This is a genomic window from Sphingomonas sp. AC435 (assembly GCF_979253005.1).
In genome coordinates this window covers 66,788-83,839 of record NZ_CEEDCJ010000011.1, presented here as the reverse complement: position 1 = coordinate 83,839, position 17,052 = coordinate 66,788, and the positions used below count along the sequence as shown (strand labels likewise).

Annotated in this window: 20 protein-coding genes; 11 read left to right on the top strand and 9 right to left on the bottom strand. The window is 60.4% G+C overall.

Annotation, left to right across the window (positions count from 1 at the left end):
* A partial coding sequence (locus AC0CH8_RS17140; RefSeq protein WP_465240919.1) for a transposase occupies positions 1-145 on the top strand: 145 nt, incomplete at its 5' end.
* A gap of 120 nt (positions 146-265) precedes the next feature.
* Here AC0CH8_RS17140 and AC0CH8_RS17135 read toward each other — a convergent pair.
* Complete coding sequence (locus tag AC0CH8_RS17135) at positions 266-778, bottom strand: hypothetical protein (protein WP_465240915.1); 513 nt, start codon at positions 776-778, stop codon at positions 266-268.
* A 369-nt stretch (positions 779-1,147) separates the two neighbouring features.
* On the opposite strand from AC0CH8_RS17135, the gene AC0CH8_RS17130 reads away from it, so the two are divergent.
* From AC0CH8_RS17130 to AC0CH8_RS17110, 5 genes are all read left to right on the top strand, one after another.
* Complete coding sequence (locus AC0CH8_RS17130) at positions 1,148-1,483, top strand: hypothetical protein (RefSeq protein WP_465240914.1); 336 nt, start codon at positions 1,148-1,150, stop codon at positions 1,481-1,483.
* Positions 1,476-2,024, top strand: a complete 549-nt coding sequence (locus AC0CH8_RS17125) for a hypothetical protein (protein WP_465240913.1) — start codon at positions 1,476-1,478, stop codon at positions 2,022-2,024. The genes AC0CH8_RS17130 and AC0CH8_RS17125 overlap by 8 nt, the downstream gene beginning before the upstream one ends.
* 131 nt (positions 2,025-2,155) lie before the next feature.
* Entirely contained in the window at positions 2,156-2,326 is a 171-nt protein-coding gene (locus AC0CH8_RS17120) for a BrnA antitoxin family protein (protein ID WP_465240912.1), read from the top strand.
* 1 nt (position 2,327) lies between these two features.
* Entirely contained in the window at positions 2,328-3,551 is a 1,224-nt protein-coding gene (locus AC0CH8_RS17115; RefSeq protein WP_465240911.1) for a tyrosine-type recombinase/integrase, read from the top strand.
* 395 nt (positions 3,552-3,946) lie between these two features.
* Positions 3,947-6,619 (top strand): hybrid sensor histidine kinase/response regulator, encoded by a 2,673-nt coding sequence (locus AC0CH8_RS17110; protein WP_465240910.1) that lies wholly within the window; start codon positions 3,947-3,949, stop codon positions 6,617-6,619.
* Between the two features lie 255 nt (positions 6,620-6,874).
* Here the strand turns inward: AC0CH8_RS17110 and AC0CH8_RS17105 are convergent, their stop codons facing one another.
* Together AC0CH8_RS17105 and AC0CH8_RS17100 are read right to left on the bottom strand one after the other, a co-directional pair.
* Positions 6,875-7,369, bottom strand: a complete 495-nt coding sequence (locus tag AC0CH8_RS17105) for a group I truncated hemoglobin (protein ID WP_204199763.1) — start codon at positions 7,367-7,369, stop codon at positions 6,875-6,877.
* Between the two features lie 23 nt (positions 7,370-7,392).
* Complete coding sequence (locus AC0CH8_RS17100; RefSeq protein ID WP_204199764.1) at positions 7,393-8,271, bottom strand: DUF3034 family protein; 879 nt, start codon at positions 8,269-8,271, stop codon at positions 7,393-7,395.
* A 120-nt stretch (positions 8,272-8,391) separates the two neighbouring features.
* Between AC0CH8_RS17100 and AC0CH8_RS17095 the strand changes: the two genes are divergently transcribed.
* Together AC0CH8_RS17095 and AC0CH8_RS17090 are read left to right on the top strand one after the other, a co-directional pair.
* Positions 8,392-8,994, top strand: coding sequence for a cupredoxin domain-containing protein (locus AC0CH8_RS17095; protein ID WP_055843267.1), 603 nt, complete (start codon positions 8,392-8,394; stop codon positions 8,992-8,994).
* A 56-nt stretch (positions 8,995-9,050) separates the two neighbouring features.
* Positions 9,051-11,306: a putative bifunctional diguanylate cyclase/phosphodiesterase gene (locus AC0CH8_RS17090; protein WP_204199766.1), complete on the top strand. Its 2,256-nt coding sequence runs from the start codon at positions 9,051-9,053 to the stop codon at positions 11,304-11,306.
* 285 nt (positions 11,307-11,591) lie between these two features.
* Here the strand turns inward: AC0CH8_RS17090 and AC0CH8_RS17085 are convergent, their stop codons facing one another.
* A complete protein-coding gene (locus tag AC0CH8_RS17085; protein ID WP_465240909.1) occupies positions 11,592-11,885 on the bottom strand; it encodes a Crp/Fnr family transcriptional regulator in 294 nt (97 codons plus the stop codon).
* Positions 11,804-12,337: a Crp/Fnr family transcriptional regulator gene (locus AC0CH8_RS17080; RefSeq protein ID WP_465240908.1), complete on the bottom strand. Its 534-nt coding sequence runs from the start codon at positions 12,335-12,337 to the stop codon at positions 11,804-11,806. The genes AC0CH8_RS17085 and AC0CH8_RS17080 overlap by 82 nt, the downstream gene beginning before the upstream one ends.
* Before the next feature lie 395 nt (positions 12,338-12,732).
* Between AC0CH8_RS17080 and AC0CH8_RS17075 the strand changes: the two genes are divergently transcribed.
* The 3 genes from AC0CH8_RS17075 (at position 12,733) to AC0CH8_RS17065 (ending at position 14,307) form a co-directional block, all read left to right on the top strand.
* A complete protein-coding gene (locus tag AC0CH8_RS17075) occupies positions 12,733-12,963 on the top strand; it encodes a hypothetical protein (protein ID WP_204199768.1) in 231 nt (76 codons plus the stop codon).
* A gap of 99 nt (positions 12,964-13,062) precedes the next feature.
* Positions 13,063-13,431 (top strand): DUF6894 family protein, encoded by a 369-nt coding sequence (locus AC0CH8_RS17070; RefSeq protein WP_204199769.1) that lies wholly within the window; start codon positions 13,063-13,065, stop codon positions 13,429-13,431.
* 111 nt (positions 13,432-13,542) lie between these two features.
* On the top strand, positions 13,543-14,307 hold the full coding sequence (locus tag AC0CH8_RS17065; protein ID WP_465240907.1) for a Crp/Fnr family transcriptional regulator: 765 nt from the start codon (positions 13,543-13,545) through the stop codon (positions 14,305-14,307).
* 49 nt (positions 14,308-14,356) lie between these two features.
* On the opposite strand, the gene AC0CH8_RS17060 is transcribed toward AC0CH8_RS17065, so the two are convergent.
* The 4 genes from AC0CH8_RS17060 to AC0CH8_RS17045 form a co-directional block, all read right to left on the bottom strand.
* Entirely contained in the window at positions 14,357-15,103 is a 747-nt protein-coding gene (locus AC0CH8_RS17060) for a Crp/Fnr family transcriptional regulator (protein ID WP_465240906.1), read from the bottom strand.
* 386 nt (positions 15,104-15,489) lie between these two features.
* Positions 15,490-16,056, bottom strand: a complete 567-nt coding sequence (locus AC0CH8_RS17055; RefSeq protein WP_465240905.1) for an acyltransferase — start codon at positions 16,054-16,056, stop codon at positions 15,490-15,492.
* Positions 16,053-16,691 (bottom strand): hypothetical protein, encoded by a 639-nt coding sequence (locus AC0CH8_RS17050; protein WP_465240904.1) that lies wholly within the window; start codon positions 16,689-16,691, stop codon positions 16,053-16,055. Before AC0CH8_RS17050 ends, AC0CH8_RS17055 begins: the two co-directional genes overlap by 4 nt.
* Positions 16,688-16,993, bottom strand: a complete 306-nt coding sequence (locus AC0CH8_RS17045) for a PadR family transcriptional regulator (RefSeq protein ID WP_465240903.1) — start codon at positions 16,991-16,993, stop codon at positions 16,688-16,690. Before AC0CH8_RS17045 ends, AC0CH8_RS17050 begins: the two co-directional genes overlap by 4 nt.
* Between the last annotated feature and the right edge of the window lie 59 nt (positions 16,994-17,052).

Genomic DNA, 17,052 nt, shown 5'->3' with positions numbered 1-17,052 from the left:
GCGGCGCTACCGGCGCCGCAGCCGCATCGAGATCATGTTCGGCCGCCTGAAAGATTGGCGCCGCGTCGCCACACGCTACGACCGATGCCCAACGGTCTTCTTCTCGGCCGTTGCCCTCGCGGCCACAGTCATCTTCTGGCTATGACCAATGAGTCCTGACCCTAGCCATCTCGTCGAAGTTCGCCACGTCCGCTCTGCCCGCTGAGTCACTGATAACGTGGTGTATCATGCAGACGCGCGAAAGCGATCCCCTTGGCGGCATACCTTAGCGGCGACTAGGTGGCCGAACGTAAACGCTCCCCGAGCCCTGAGGTTTGCAGCCGAGTGCCTGAAACAAGTCAGGGCTGTCCGATCGACGCGGCACGGCCGACAGCATGTCACGCTGTATCGCGAGGCAGCGGTGCGCATTATCCCTGTCTTGCACGATCCAAGAATAGACCGAAGGCCCGGCGCCTGCCGCGGAGATTGCAAGGGCAAGGATTGCTAATCGATTCGAGCCGCGCGATGCAGATCGAGCGTCTCTGACTGCAATCTCCCGATTGATCGCAATTTTCTGTTCCGGAGAAGCTGCATAACCTGCCACCATCATGTGCAGCTGGTGATCGGTCGCGCTGCGAAGCCGGCCTAAATCATCAGGTACATACTCGCCAGAATCCATTCCCGCGTCGGCGAAATCGTGTTCGAGCCTTTTACGCTCCATGACCTGCAAGGCCCGCCCGACGAGCGGCCAGCGCCAAAAGCGAGTCTGCAAAGCGCGCAAGCTGTGGAAGATGTCCATGCCGCCTCTCGTGCGCGAGTCCTGCCACGACGTCCAGACGCGCGGAGGCATCCCCTTGGCGGAGGATGACTTGCGCTGAACCTGTGAAAGGTGCATTTTGTCCGTGGGTGTGGAAACCCGGACTAGCGATAGGCAGTGGCCCCTTTGGCGAGGGATCAGTGCCGAATAGGAACCTTGGCGGGTTCCTGACTGAGCACGCTTGGCGGCGTGGGCTCGGCCTTGGCCTCTTATGGCCGGGGGCGGTGCGCCATGTCCAGAGCGAAAGCTTAAAAGCCGCCGACCTGTCTCGCTGGCAGGTTTCCACCCCCCGGCTACGAGGTCCGCCACCTCGGGAGACGGCTGTGGAAAGCCGAAACCAGCGAGACGAACATGTATCAATTCAGGACAAATCCGCCCTGCCGGCAGGTGAAGCCGCAGCCGGCGTTCGTGCCGACGTTCTACGCCGTGCCCAAGTTGGGCGACGAGCAGCCCGAAAAAGGCACCTACGTCCTACGCGGCACGGCCCCCTATGAGCGCAACCTGACGATCCTGCGGGGATTGCGGCGCTACATGAAGGATCACCCGGGGATCACCCCGGCGATGCTAGGCCGCCTGTTCCTCAACGATTCCGACCTTCTGGCGAAGATGCTCCGGGGGCTGGTGCTCCCGGAGCCTCACATGCGCCGAATGGCCGACTTCGTGACCCGGGGAGGATACGATGCTTGAGCTTCGGATCATCAACGGCGCACAGTCCATGCCGATCTTCGCGCTGCCGGGTGTCGTCGGGAAGCGGCTGGCGGCGCGGGAGCTCGGCGCGCAGATCGACGCCCTGATAGCCTTCTACGACGATCTCGGCGGCGACCCGGACTTGGAGGACGGCGGCGACGACGAGGCAAGCAACGATAACGAGCTGTCCTATCCGGAGTGGCATTCCCTAACCCCGGCTGGACGGCGCGCCGCGACTGTCATGGGCCAGACCGTCGGCACGGATGACGACGAGGACGACGACCCGGCGGAGGAAGACGGCGAGGATCGCTGCATGGCGGGTGACGACCACATGATTGCGGGACCGATAAGCCAGCGCGAGCAGTGGGATAGCTGGAGCCGCGATCATCAAGCCGGGAATGAGGACGACGCCGAATACAACGGCGACGAGCGCGACGGCACCGGAGCGGAGGACGAGGTGCTGCTAAGCGGCGGCTACACCGGCCCCGGTTGTCCGATCGCTGATCCCGGCGGCGACGAATACCCCAACCCGCAAACCTGACCCCCTGCCCCGCCCTTCGCATGTCGGCGGGCGGGGCCTTTCACGTCAGACGAATAAACGTACGTACACATATTGCCACGGCACCCGATTAAATGTACCTACGCTAAATAGGACGGATCGGAGGTAGCCGGGTGACAGACGAAGCGCCGAAAAGGCGAGGAAGGCCCCCCGTAGAAGCGCCCAAGGTGTCGGTGACGATCCGGCTGGACGCTGACGTGGTGGAGAGCTTCAAGGCCGGTGGGACCGGCTGGCAGTCGCGCATCAACGCCGCGCTGCGCAAATCACTCAAACTGGAGAAGTGACATGGCCAGTGTCGCCAAACGGAAGTGGGTCTATCAGGGCGCGAAGCGCGAGGCGTGGGTCGTTCGGTATAAGGACAAGGGCGGCGCGCACCGCTCGCGTCAGTTCGACCTCAAGAAAGACGCCGATGCCTACAAGCGGAAGGTCGAGGGGGAGCTAGAGGCTGGCACGCACGTCGCCTTGGCTCAAACGATCACGGTTGCCGAGCTTGGCAGGCAATACCTCGAATACATGGAGGGCCGCCAGCGTGCGGGCATCATCGGCCGCGGCGCATGCGACAACGTCACCGCGCGGACTCGGCCGATCATCGCTGCGCTGGGAGCGGTCAAGCTGACGGAGCTGACGTGGCAACAGGTGGCGGAGCTGGCGTCGGCGATGCAGAAGGCGACGTCGCCTAAGACCGGGCGACCCCTGTCCCGCAACACGGTCGCGGACACCGTCAGTCAGTTCAAACGCATGCTCGATTACGGGATCAGGTGCGAGTATCTGGCGCGCAACGTCGTCACGACCGCAGCTCAGGTAATCGAGTTTTCGCCGGGGCAGAGCATCGACACCTTTTCGCGAGCGGAGATCAAGCAGCTGGTCGAGGCGATCGAGGACTGGCCGCCGATCATCAGCGCCAAACGAGAGCAGCGCTCGCAACCGTTGATGCGGGCGATCGTCTACCTCGGGGCGTTTTGCGGGCTTCGCCTCGGCGAGGTTCTGGCGCTGCGATGGTGCGACCTCGACATGGAGAGAGGGCTGGTGCGGGTGTCGCATGGCCTCGACTACGACGACAAGCTGAAGGGGCCTAAGACGGTCGCCGGGCTGCGGACAGTGCCGATGCCTAGCTTCGTCGTCGCGGCGCTGGAGGCCTTCCGCCCGTGGTCTGTTGAGGACGATCGTGGCCTGATCTTCCGCACTCTACATGGCCGGTCGTTTGGCCGCTCAGGGATAGCTCCGAAGTGGAAGAAGCTGTTGGCGCATGCCGGCATGGAAGGGGCTGGAGGGAAGTGGAAGCATTTCCATGCGCTCCGGCATTTCGCGGGCAGCGCGTGGCTAGATGCAGGCATGCCGCTGGCGGACGTGTCGAAGCTTCTTGGTCACGCCAACGCTCAGGTGACGGCTCGGGTCTATATGCACGCCATTGCGCCGACTGAGACGCGGGCACCTATGATCGAGCAGTGCGCCGCCAGCATCTTTGCTCCGACGCCTCTGATTACGCAAGAGATGCGCAAGGCCGCGTAAGGCCCCGGAAATGCGCCGCTTTAGACACTGAGTTCATGTGTACCTTCAACCGCCACATACAGCCGCGTTGGAAATCAGAACGGAGCTGGGCCGGGGTCTGGCGGACATCGTTGATCTGCTAAGTTCGTGCTTTCAAGTATCCGTCATGGGACCGCGGCTATGCGCTCTAAGGATCATCGGACAGCATTGGCGGCTACGTTTGAGCTTCTCCTTCGTGCGTCTGTTCACCTAGGTGGTGGTCAGCATCTCCGCCGTTCTGCCGGATATCCGAGCCAGCACTTTCAGATCGGATCGTACCGGCCGTCCCGGCGGGCAGTTGACGCGCATGGAACGGGTATGGCCTAGCTGACAGGCGCTCAGCCCGATCAGGCCGAGCGCAGGGGGCACGGAAGACCATGAATTCAAGCGAACGCCGTTTGAACGCCATCGTAAATAACAGCACGGCCGCGATCTTCCTGATGGATGAGCGTCAGCACTGCGTGTTCATGAACAAGGCCGCAGAAGCGTTGACTGGCTACCGTTTGGAAGAGGCTGTCGACCGCCCCCTGCACGATGTCGTTCATCACCAGCGCCCGGATGGAACACCTTACCCGTTGGCGGAGTGCCCGATCGATCAGGCATTCCCCGAACGCGAACGGATGACGGGCGAAGAGATGTTCGTCCATAAGGACGGCCACTTCTATCCCGTTGCCTTCACTGCTTCGCCGGTCGCGGGCGATGACGGTCAGCCCGTGGGCACGATCATTGAAGTGCGGGATCTTACCGAAGAAAAGGCCAGAGAGGCTGCGCTAAGGGAAAGCGAGGGCCGCTTCCGCAACATGGCGGATCATGCCCCGGTGATGATGTGGGTCACCGATGCGACTGGCTATTGCACTTACCTGAACCACCAATGGTATCAGTTTACTGGCCAGACGGTAGAACAAGCCAGTGGCTACGGCTGGCTGGAGGCCACGCATCCAGACGACCGGCAGCGCACGGAAGATGCCTTCGTGGCGGCCAACGCGGACCACACGTCGTTCCGCTTCGAGTACCGTCTCCGACATGCGTCCAGCGCTTACCGCTGGGCGATCGACGCCGCGAGTCCCCGCTTCGCCGATGATGGCGAGTTCCTCGGCTATGTCGGCTCCGTCATCGACATCGATGAGCGGCGTAGTGCCGAAGAGCGGCTGGCGGTAAGCGAAGAGCAACTGCGCCTCGCCTTGGAGGTTGCCGAGATTGGCCAGTGGGATGTCGACCAGGCCACCGGCAGCATGTTCTGGCCGCCTCGGGTGAAGGCGATGTTTGGCATTTCAGCCGACGTCCCGGTCACGCTGGATGACTTTCATGCCGGCGTGCATCCAGAGGACCGGGACAAGACACGCGAGGCCTACGAGTCCGCAAGCGACCCTGAACTACGCGCTTTGTACGACGTCGAATACCGGACCGTCGGCAAGGAAGACGGTGCCATCCGGTGGGTGGCAGCAAAGGGTCGTGGGCTGTTCGATGCACAAGGGCATTGCTCTCGCGTCATCGGCACCGCGATCGACGTCACGGCGAGAAAGGCAGCCGAGATCCGGCTCCACCAGCTCAATGAACGGCTGGAACACGAAGTCACTGCGCGTACCGCCGAGCGGAACCGTGTCTGGGAGATGAGCCGTGACCTGCTTGCGATCATGGGCTTTGACGGCTTTCTGAAAGCCATCAATCCGGCGTGGGAGGCGACGCTGGGCCGCGATGCCGAGACACTGATGGCTCTGTCGTTTCGTGAGCAGGTCCACCCCGATGATCATGACGCCGCCCGAGACGTCATGGAGCGGTTGCTGCGCGGTGAAACCGTCGAGCGGTTCGAGGAAAGGATCGCTCATGCAGATGGATCCTGGCGCTGGATATCCTGGACGCTCGTGCCAGAAGGCGATGTCTTCTATGCAGTCGGACGCGATGTAACGCCGGAGAAGGCGGCTGCCGAAGAGCTGGAAAATGCGCAGGAAGCATTGCGCCAGAGCCAGAAGATGGAGGCAATGGGCCAGCTCACTGGGGGCGTCGCACACGACTTCAACAATCTGCTCACACCGATCCTCGGCGCACTCGACATGCTTCAGCGCCGAGGCGTTGGAGGCGACCGCGAACAGCGTCTGATCGAGGGTGCTCTCCAGTCCGCTGACCGAGCCGCCACGCTCGTTCAGCGCCTGCTCGCATTCGCGCGGCGGCAGCCGCTGCAATCGGCTGCGGTCGACGTCGGCAAGCTCGTCGAGGGAATGGCGGACCTTCTCGCCAGCACAACCGGCCCGCAGGTCGAAGTGGTGGTGGAGGTGGCAGCCGATCTGCCGCCGGCAAAGGCAGATCCAAACCAGCTCGAGATGGCGCTCCTGAACCTCGGCGTAAATGCGCGCGATGCCATGCCACGGGGCGGCACGCTCAGGATAACCGCCACCCGCGACAGCGTCCGCACCCCTCGCGGTGCGCTCAAACGCGGGCACTACGTTCGCTTGTCGGTTGCTGACACGGGCGTTGGGATGGACCCGGCGACACTGGCTCGCGCTATAGAACCCTTCTTCTCCACCAAAGGCATCGGGAAAGGCACAGGCCTTGGCCTCTCGATGGCGCATGGCCTTGCAGCTCAGCTGGGCGGGGCCCTCATCATTCACAGCCGGGAGGGCGTCGGGACTAACATCGAGCTATGGTTGCCGGTGAGTGCGGTGTCTCCTGACGGCGCCGCGCAATCTTCGGACCTTGCACTCGTCGAGCCAGGGCGCGGCCTGGCTCTCCTCGTTGACGACGAGGACGTGGTTCGATCCATCACAGCGGACATGCTCGAAGAGTTTGGGTATGAAGTCCGTGAGGCGAACTCCGCTGAAGCGGCCTTGGCGCTCGTCACCGCCGGATTGTCTCCAGACCTGCTGGTCTCGGACCACCTCATGCCCGGCATGAGCGGTGTGGAACTCGCGTTGGAGCTCCGCAAGAGCAAACCGGATCTGCCTGTGCTGATCGTCTCAGGCTATGCCGATGTTGAGGGCCTTACTCCCGGCCTGCCGCGATTGGTGAAACCGTTCCGAAGCACCGAATTGGCTGCGAGCCTCTCGGCACTATGAGCTTATCGCAAATCCGCTCTGATCTGCTCGCAATAGATTATCTATCTAATCTATTCTGATCATAGCCGAACGTATTCACGCGATGCCGCGGTATACCAGGCTAGCTATCCGGCGAATGCCGGATCACACGAGCATCAATTCGAATTGCTATTTATACATGTTACTGCTGAAATTACATATTCATTTTTGTGACTTGTAAAATTTGTTGAGAATATATTATAACGACGTTATTTAGCATGAAAGCAAATCTAAACTCTATCTGCCCACAATCTTCCGCCTCATTGGGGCAAGTTTGGCAAGCAACCGGTTCTGAGCGTTAAAAAGCACGCCTTCCATCTGCATCGCAGATTGGAGATTTTCCACTACTCGGTTCATATCACTTTGCTGGACGCCCATATCTTTGTGGGCAGCTCTCATGTCGCGTCCGGTGTAGGTGCATCCAGCGTTGAGGATGTAGCAGAATTGCTCAAAGAGCACACGTTTCAGTCGCACCTTGTCCTGATTCATAAAAATCTCGCCAACCCGGCGATCAGCGAAGTTCAAGCTGACGAACTGCTCGACAACGCGACGAATGCCTTCCTGTCCATGAAAAGCCTGTGCCATGTCAGCGCCTGCAAAAGGCTGCGCTCCCGCGTTTGTGGGATCAACCTTGTACGGCTCAACGACCTCTTCTCCCGAAGCCGACTGCGAAACTGACGACTCACGCTCCTGCGGCAGAGCGAGCATGAGGACCAAAGAGGCGAATAGCATCAACTGAGTTCCTAATTGATGTTTTAGAAGCTGCCCTGCAGCTGAAGGAGTAATCCGCGCTGGCGATCAAATGTCGCAATCGAACCCAAGTCGGTATAGGCTACTGTCGCAGTCAGGTGCCGGTTAATCCCATACGCAGCAAACGCGTCCCACCAGTCATCTTCGCGTGCGATCGTAAGATTGCTGGGTTTCGAGCGGTATTCGGCGCCGAGCACAAACCGACGTGAAAACTGATACGCAACCGATCCTTCGCCTTGCAGGCGGTGATCATCACCGGTTGTGCCGCCGTGACCAAGGAGGCCATTCTGGTTTGCCTTCGTCGCACGCACGGTGATGCTAGCTAACACTGACCAGTCCAGGAAAAGCTTGGTGGCTGACGCATAATAGTCAACGCCGGCATCGTGCGACGCTCCGACAGCCTTGACGGTCGCCGCATCCAGGCTCTTTTTGTATTGCAAACCCAAGGCGAGCGCTGGCATCCAATTTGGGCCATAAACGACATCGCCGGCAATGCGGACCTTGGCAGCATATACGTCCTGATCGAACCTGAAGTTGTTGCCCAGTCCAAGCGCCCCACCGACTTTGTTGGTGTCGAACACCTGCCGAGCGTAGCTCACTTCGATACGATCCCACGCACCGACTGCGGCCGAAAAGCTGGAGAAGCGGTAATCCGGTAGCTCAACGACGGTGGCGCTGACCTGCCCGCCAATGCCATCCTTCGTCGCGTTGCCGGCAATCACCGCCCAAGGCGTCAAGCCGCCGCCAGCAGCACCCTCTACCGTGCTAATGCCATTAGTCAGAAGTAGCTTGCCCGGTCCGCCGACCTCTTGCGCTGTTGCGGCTGCCGGGGATGCAGCGATCGCGGCGACGCAGATTAGGAGGTGGTGACGACAGCGGAACATGCGATCCTTATGGTCCGATCGTCCTTAATATCCCGTAATTCCGCTACTTTTTCCATCAGTCAAATATCAACCAGTGCAGCCGTTTACCGAGGGTTGACCAGTATGAGGCAATAGGGAGCCATGAAGGTTGCCCATCTTTTTGCCGCAGCGTTGCTCGCCCCCAGCCCAGCACTTGCAGGGAGCGTCAGTATCCGCGTTGTCGACGCTAACGGCCGCCCGGTTCCTGACGCCGTCATCACCATCCATCCGGCTTCCAAGCTGCCTACAGGGCCCATCCGCTTTCCTTGGCCGAATACGATGATGCAAAAGAACATTGCGTTCAATCCCGGCACGCTGATCGTGCCGGTCGGGGCGAGCGTCGCCTTTCCCAACGAGGATCGGGTCCGTCACCATGTTTACAGCTTTTCGAAGCCTGCAAGGTTCGAGCTTAAGCTCTTCGGGAAGGACGAGAGCCGCAGCTACACCTTCACTACCACCGGCACGGTGGCACTCGGTTGCAACATTCACGACTCCATGTCGGGCTTCATTCGTGTTGTCGACACGCCGTTCGCGGACAAAACCGGAGCAGCCGGCGACACGCGTATCAGCGGCGTGACAGGCGGCAAGGCGACACTCACGATCTGGCATCCGCGGCTTAAGGCCAAGTTGAACGAGGTCGCTTTTCCGCTCGATGTGCCGAGTAGCGGTGACGTCGCCAAGCTCATCACGGTAACGCTGCGCTGATCATGCCGTCGTTTTCACCACCACTCCAGAGGTTGACCGGAGGCGTGCGGCGGTCTTTGTCCGCGAAGCTGACAATCTTCTACGCGGCATTGTTTGCTGTTGCGACAGCTCTGATTCTTGTTGGCGCGAGGACCGGCATTAATCGCTACGCCGAGCGCATGATCAAGAGCGAGATGATCGTCAGTGCAAAGGTTTTCGATCGTGTTGCAGCCATGCGCTACGCTCAGTTCGGCGATGCCAGCAAGGTTCTCGCGGCAGATTTTGGTTTTCGCACCGCCGCCGCGACAGGGGACGGACCCACCATCGCGTCCGCTCTTGCATCCCTCAGGGGCCGACTGGACCTTGATCAGGCTTTCTTCATCGGGATCGATGGCGCAATAATCGGCTTCCGGGGTGCAATACCCAGCCAAGATGCCAATGAACTGCAGTCAGCGCTGGAAGACGGACAGACCCGCGGCGTTTTGCGGATCGGCGGCAAGAGGTTCAATGCCGCCGCCGCGGCTGTTCGAGCGCCGACGACGATAGGCTGGGTTGTGTTCGGCAACACCCTTGATGCTGCCGAAATGGCAAGATTGGCGAAACTTTCCTCGATTGATCTCGCTCCGCAGATAGTGCCCGCCTCTAACCTCACCGCTAAACAGCGGAGTGGTGGTGCGGTCGAGCAAGACATTGGTGGCACGAGGATCCTTGTCCAGGCTTCGCCGATTGCATCATTTCGAGCCGACGAACCGCAGATGCTCGTCCTCCAGCACAGCATCACCCGTGCACTTGCTGAGTACGGTCCGATGCTCTGGCTGTTGCTAGCCTGCGGCGTCGTTGGCGTGCTGGCAGCCGGCGTCGGAAGCTGGCTCCTGGCGCGACGGATCACACGCCCGATCTCGTTGCTGAGCGGCGCTGCCCTGCGTGTTGCCAAGGGCGAATATGTTCACGTGAAGGTGACGACAACGGACGAACTCGGCACGCTCGCCGCCAGCTTCAACCGGATGGTTGACGACATCGGTGAGCGAGAGCGTCAGATTACCCATATGGCGCTGCATGACAGCCTTACTGGTCTCGCTAACCGGGTCCTGCTGCGCCAGCACCTCGCCGACACGCTGGCCCGGCCCGTAGCAGGCCGCCAACAGGCGCTATTTTGCTTGGATCTGGACCAGTTCAAAAATGTGAACGACACACTCGGGCATCCCACCGGCGATGCGCTGCTGTGTGAGATTGCGCAGCGTCTGCGTGACTTCGCTGAGGATGGGTTCGTAGCCCGACTTGGAGGCGATGAGTTTGCGCTCATCCTCGATGACTACCAGCGGCCGCTTGATCGCATCGCTCACGAACTCATCCGTGTCGTGGCTGAGCCATGCATCGTAAATGGTCACCGCATCGTGCCGGGCACCAGTCTGGGCATCGCGATCTTTGGCGCTGATGGCGTCGACTCGGTGACGCTTGCCAAGAACGCTGATCTGGCACTCTACCGTGCAAAGCATGATGGACACGGCAGCTTCCGTTTCTTCGAAGCGGCCATGGACGCGGAAGCCCGCAAGCGGCGGCAGATGGAGCTTGATTTGCGCGAGGCGATTAGCGGTGGTCAGCTATCGCTGATGTTCCAGCCGCTGTTCAATCTTGCTGAGTCTCGCGTCTCGGCCTTTGAGGCCTTGTTGCGCTGGAATCATCCAGAACGCGGACTTGTCTCGCCTGTGGACTTCATCCCGCTGGCTGAAGATACCGGGCTCATAGTGCCGATCGGCGAATGGGTGGTTCGCGAAGCATGTCGAGTAGCGCGCTCGTGGCCCGACCATGTCCGCATTGCAGTGAACGTCTCCCCTGTTCAGTTCCGCAATCCGGGCCTAGCCGCGGTTATCCTGCAGGCACTCACCGAAAGCGGTCTGCCGCCTCACCGCCTGGAGCTCGAGATCACCGAGAGCCTGTTCATCGACAACCCCGCCACGACACTCGCGTCGCTGCACAGTCTGCGTCGGCTCGGCGTTCGCGTAGCACTCGACGATTTCGGTACCGGCTACTCCTCGCTCAGCTATTTGCGGGCGTTCCCGTTTGACAAGATCAAGATCGACCGCAGCTTCATCATTGATCTGATGAGCAGCGATGGTGCGACCGCAATCATTAAATCGATCACGATGCTGGCCGATGCGCTCGGCATGGAAACAACTGCAGAGGGCGTCGAGGACGTCGGGCAGCTGGACATTTTGCGTGAGCAGGGCTGCAATCAAATCCAGGGCTTCTACTTCAGCAAGCCTGTTGTCGAAGCAGAGGTGCAGCGGTTGCTGAGCGCAGGAAGCCGCGAGGAGATGCGCATCGCTAGCTAGAAGTTCTGGCTCAATAGCCGCCAAGCTCAGAAACAGCTGCCGCTCAGCTTACAAGACCCAATTCCGGACATTGATGCCCCTTGCCTGGCTCCCAACTTCTGCCATTCGTTCATGTCGCGTCGCCAAGGTTGCAATCCGGTCGAGAACCATGAGCTGTGGAGCGGCCGCGCGCCGTGCTTGTCACGACGCGGCGTCACAACATTTCAGGGGTTGGCCGCGAGGTCGAGCTCATCAGCGCCGAGATGCGCCGCCACAGGACGACTGATCGATCCTCCTCGCTCGCGGTCAGCTCCCGACATAGCGGCTGCAAGGCAGCCAGCTGAGGTTCTTGCGGAGCGGCCTTGACGTGTAGCTCGCCACTGCTTCCAAGCCTGAACGATCAACGATCGTCAGGCTCTTCTTCCGACGTTCTATTAGCCCTCTGTCCGTCAGAACGATCATCGTCCGATTCAGATGAACCTGCGATATGCCGATAACATCAGCCAATTGGGCCTGGGTCAGCTCCAGCTGGAATGTATCGCCGGCGGAGGTTCCTGTGGGCAGGAGCCGATCGGCGAGGTCGAGCAGCAGCGCGGCCACCTGCGCGAGCGCCGACGATCGCCCATCAATGCGAGCTGATCCATCAGGGCGACGCGCTCACGCTGTACGCTCAGGAGGAAGTATCCCGCCAATCTTGGGTGGGTATCAAGCAACGCGCCGAACCGCTCCAGCGGAACAGCACTGATGGCTCCGGCCGTTAGCGCCGTCAGTGTTTCAACGGCATGATCGCTGCACATGCTTGGCGATCCCAGCACGTCGCCCGGCAGATGCACCTTGACGATCTGTCGCCCACCACCCGGCAGCTCCATCGATGCTGCAACCCACCCCTCGACCAGGATGTAGATCATATCGGCGACGTCACCCTGACGACGGATGGTGTGATGGCGCTGGATACGAGTAGGTCTATCGCCGAGAGCCTTTACAGCCTCAAGCTCCGCCAGCGTCAGGCGACCGAACTCCTCGAAGCGATGGAGCGTGGTGGGTTCCGTCAAGACTGTCTCTCCTGACGGCCACAGATAGCTCCGTTCCAAATCGCGTATCAAGCAAAGCGCACGAGACAAGGCTGCAGACGTCCCTCCGCGAGGCAGCTGCTCAGTCCGACAATCGAGCCATTCGGCTAACAGCGTGCCAGACACAACGAACACGACGACGAGCTGCACCACAGGCGGAACAGCCTGTGGAACAACGGGAACGGCCCCGCCTCGATAATCGCCGCCAGCGCAATTTGGATGGGGGCTCGGCGACAAATCGTCTGGCCCTTTTTGTTACGTCAGCAACAAGCGGAGAGGGCGGGTTGTAACGACAATCTCTGTGACAACGGCCGTTTCGGACACGCCCACTCACCGAGGTCAATGCAGGCATATGAGACGCTGATAGGGTCCGACACATGGCCCTGTTCAACATCAGCGTCGATGACGGATGCGCATTTGCCTCCAGTGCAAACGACAGTTTCATCGACATCGACTGTGCGCTAAGAACGGCGGTTAGGGCAGCGATGATGATCGCGTTCGAGGAGCTCAACCAAAGCATTGACAAGTCGTTCACGTGCGAGGTTCAGGATACCGATACACGTGAGAGCAAACGGTCCATCGTCCGTCTTATCGTCACGGCGGAATGATCAATCTTGAATAAGGTCGGAGCCGGGTAATTCAGGCTGTCGCCTCATAGCCCTGGTTGTCGGCTCATCCGCAGAGGCAGGTCACCCCTCTGTCAGATCATGGCAACGTCACGGCGGATCATTCCGGAAATTGGATCGTTCCTTTGGCAATCCTGGCAGACGTTCAGCGCCTGGGACCGAGGCGTCATCCTCTCGCACGAGCGCTGCCAGAGGATCATCATGCCACGCTTCTTTTTCCACACGCAGACCGACTCTCGGATGACTGACTTCGACGGCTATGAACTGGCGACTGCGTCCGAGGCTCGTCAGCAGGCGATACAAACCTGCGGCCAGATGATGATCGATGCTGCAGATGCGTTCTGGGGATCGCGCCCCTGGAGCATCACGGTGACGAACGCCGAGGGGTTGATCCTTTGGGAGATCATCATGGACGGAAGCGCAACGCCGGCCTCGAGAGATCTGACCTAACCCCATCGTTCAAAGCTTTAGCATCGGCGATGCAGCGCGGCACTCCTCCGGTATGGCAGTAGATTTGACGTAAGTTAGCGCCTTACGTCTCGTTCCGCAGTTATACCGGCTATGATGGATGAAAGCGCTTCGGCAAATCCCCTGACGGCCAAGCTCCGGACCATCGCCGATCTGTCGCCTAGAGATAGTGCCACATTGGATCGGCTCGTCCAGGATGTCCGTGACATCCCCAGCGGCGGCACCATCATCGATGAAGGCGACAGGCCGACCCGGATCCACCTGGTGCTGGCGGGGTGGGTAGCGCGCATGAAGTACCTGTCAGGAGGAAGCCGGCAGATCACCGGACTGCTTCTGCCGGGCGACTTCTGCAATCTTCATGCGACGATCCTGGATGAGATGGATCATAGCATGACCGCGCTTGTGGACGCCAAGGTGGCTTTTGTGGCGAAGGATCTCCTCGACGATGTGCTGTTCAGCTCGCGCGCTGTTACCCGCGCCTTCTGGTGGTCGACGCTCCTCGACGAAGCCATTGTCCGGGCCTGGCTGGTCAGCGTCGGTCGGCGTTCTGGTCTGGCCAGAGTTGCTCACCTCTTTTGCGAGCTGCAAGTCCGATTGACGCATGTCGGTCTGGCAACTGGCGACACGATGGTCGTTCCCCTGACGCAGGAGCAGCTTGGCGATGCTACTGGCCTCACCAGCGTCCACGTCAACCGCATGCTTCGCACCCTGCGCGATGCTGAGGTCATAGACGTTTACAGGGGGCGCATACGCATCATCGACAGTTCTGAGCTACGACGGATCGCGGGGTTTGATCCGACATACCTGCACGGACCGGAAACCGGTGCTGGCAAAAGCCAGCACCGCCCGCGAGGGTAAGCCATGCCCAGCCCCTGGCATCGGGCTAAAACGCCAGAACCACACAGTATCATGCGGTGGCGCGCTGCTTCTTCTGGTTGAGGTGCAGGTAGGACGGATTGAAGTCCGCCGCTGATGCCATAGCTTTCCACTCAACGATGACGATCGAGTTTTTAGTCCTCGTGATCAGGCCCTCCGCTTCCAGCTCCTTCAGCATGCGGTTGACGTGAACCGGGGTCAGCGCGACCGCATCGCCGATCTGCTCTTGAGTAAGCGGCAGGGCGATCGCCGTCTGGTCGGGAACGTGGCTTTTGATCGCAAGACGGACCGCGAACTCGCAGAGGAAGTGCGCAAGGCGGGCACGTCCTATCCTACGGCCGACATTGAGCAGCCATTCGCGTTCGATCGACGCCTCAATGACGTTGTCGATCGTGATCGCCTTCAGGACATTGGGGTGTTTGTCGGCAACGCTCTGCAGGTCGCCTCGAGCTACCTCGATCAACGTGATGGTGGTCAGCGCCTGGATGTTGTGATCGGCCTCATCGAGGTAAAGTTGCTGGAGATCGAGCGAATCACCTGGAAGATGCAAGCCCACGATTTGACGAGCACCCTCGCTGGTCAGCTTCGATCGCATCGCGACGCCTGCGATCAGTAGCGAGCTGGCAGTTGGGCGCTGCCGTTCGCGGACGAAGTAGCTCCCCGGTCGCATCTCTCGTGTAGAAAAGCGCATCTTCAGGAGCGCTTCCGTGTCGGCGGATGTTAGCTCCACACGACTTGCAAGCTTCTCGACAAAGGGTCGAAGAGGATTGTAATCCATCACAGGCGCTCCGAAAGCGCCAGGAGGCGTACCCAGCTGTCCTTCCTAAGCTAGTCGCCTAGCCACGACCTGACCTCCCGTCAGTGACATGGCTTGCACCGCCATGAGCAAAATATGTTAGCGATCTAATACGAACATCATAATGTTCTTCATAGGTCGATCGCGGATCTAACGCCCAGCCCTATCGTCCCGATGTGCAAGTTTTTGAAGTTTAGCGTGAAGGAGATTCAGAAGACTGCCGCACGAGACACTCTCCGGTTTAGAAACGTTATTTTGACCCTCCTCCGGACATTCGGAGGCGTTTACCTCCGCCTCGAAAGCGGAGCTTGGTTCATTTTTTGGGGCTGTCCCAGAACTCGCGCCTCCGAGATCTAAGCGAGCTGGCCTCACGTCCAAGCCACGGCTCTGATGAACCGCGCGGGTACACCGCCCCAGAGCTCACCAGTTGGCACGTCCCTGGTCACGACAGACCCAGCTGCGACGACGGCACCATCGCCGATGGTCGTCCCCTTCAGTATCGTCACGCGCGAACCGAGCCAGACGTGGTCGCCGATGGTGATTTGGCCAGCGCTCGCGCTCGTCCCGCTCAGCTGGTGTCGGTCTGCGTCGATCAGCATCAGCTCAGGCCCGATCGCCACGCCGTGGCCAATGCAGACGTTGAGGAAGCACGAGATTGAAGCATCGCCGTTGATGTAGCCACTCCCGAGGCTCAACGTTGCGTCCTCTGCAATCGTCACCGTCGCACCCGAGTAGATGCTGAAGGCACCATCGACCCGAAGCGTACCGCCACGGCGAATGACAAGATGCGATTCCCGGTGAAAGCGGCCAGCCCATTGGACGCCGAAACTCAAACTACCGTCGCCACAGACGACACCATCAAGGCGTACTCGCGACCGTCGGTGAATAGTGATGCGACCGCGCCGGACCAAGCCGAAACGGCTGAACCAGCTCACCTTCCTTGTTCGCGTACGATCGGCATCCAGGGACGCTCCCTCGCTTCGATCATCCATTTCGCTGCGGCAAGCACCATCAAGACGATGATCGAAGCGATCGCTTGTAAGACCGCGGCACCATCATCGATGAAGAGCACACTCGTGTAGATCGCCAGCGTAGCTGTTGCCGCGACGATCAAGGCGACCATGCCCCAGGCGCGTGACCAATCCCGATCGAGCAGTACCCAGGCCAGACGCAGATGCGCCGCACCCAGGACGAGCCAGATGATCAGAAGCGAAGGAACCGCTGCCAATTGGGCTCGAGCAAGATACGGGTTCTGCGCGTGCGAATGATCGAGCAGGCTGTGGATGCCGGCGGTGCTCGGCAGGCCCGCAGCACTGAGGATGTGCAGGGCCGCCATCGGCACGAGGACGCCGAGCGTCAGGACATGATTGATGAGCGCAAACTGGCCATGGTGATGCCTTGGCAACTCGCGGAACGCGGCCAACAGGCAACCCGCGGCGAACGACAGCCCCCTACCCTCTGCCGCGGCGGCCCCGAACTCCACTTGCATGGCCAGCCCCCACTCACGATACGAGGATCCCAGCCATCGCTCAACAACGACCATCATCAGGCGCGGCAAGATATCCGTCACGCGAGTGCCTCCCGAAGTGGCGCTTGAGCCGCACCAGCCTCGGCAACATTTCGGGCCAGAGCGACGCCAGCTGCCGTCAATTGATAGGCGTGTCGGGCGGGGCGTCCAAGCTGCACCGGTTCGCGCCACTCGGCTTCTACCAAGCCCTGCTCCGCCATGCGCATCAACAATGGATACAGGGTACCTGACCGCAGCCCGGTCCGCTTCATCAACTCATAGCCGTGATGACCGTGCTGAGACGGAGCGGCCAGCGCATCCAAAAGCATGAGAAACTGCTTCGATGGTCGGCGGGAGCGCGGCATCAGCGCACGCTACCTATGTAGCCGGTGCAATCAACCTCCATGTGAATGCCCACGCAACT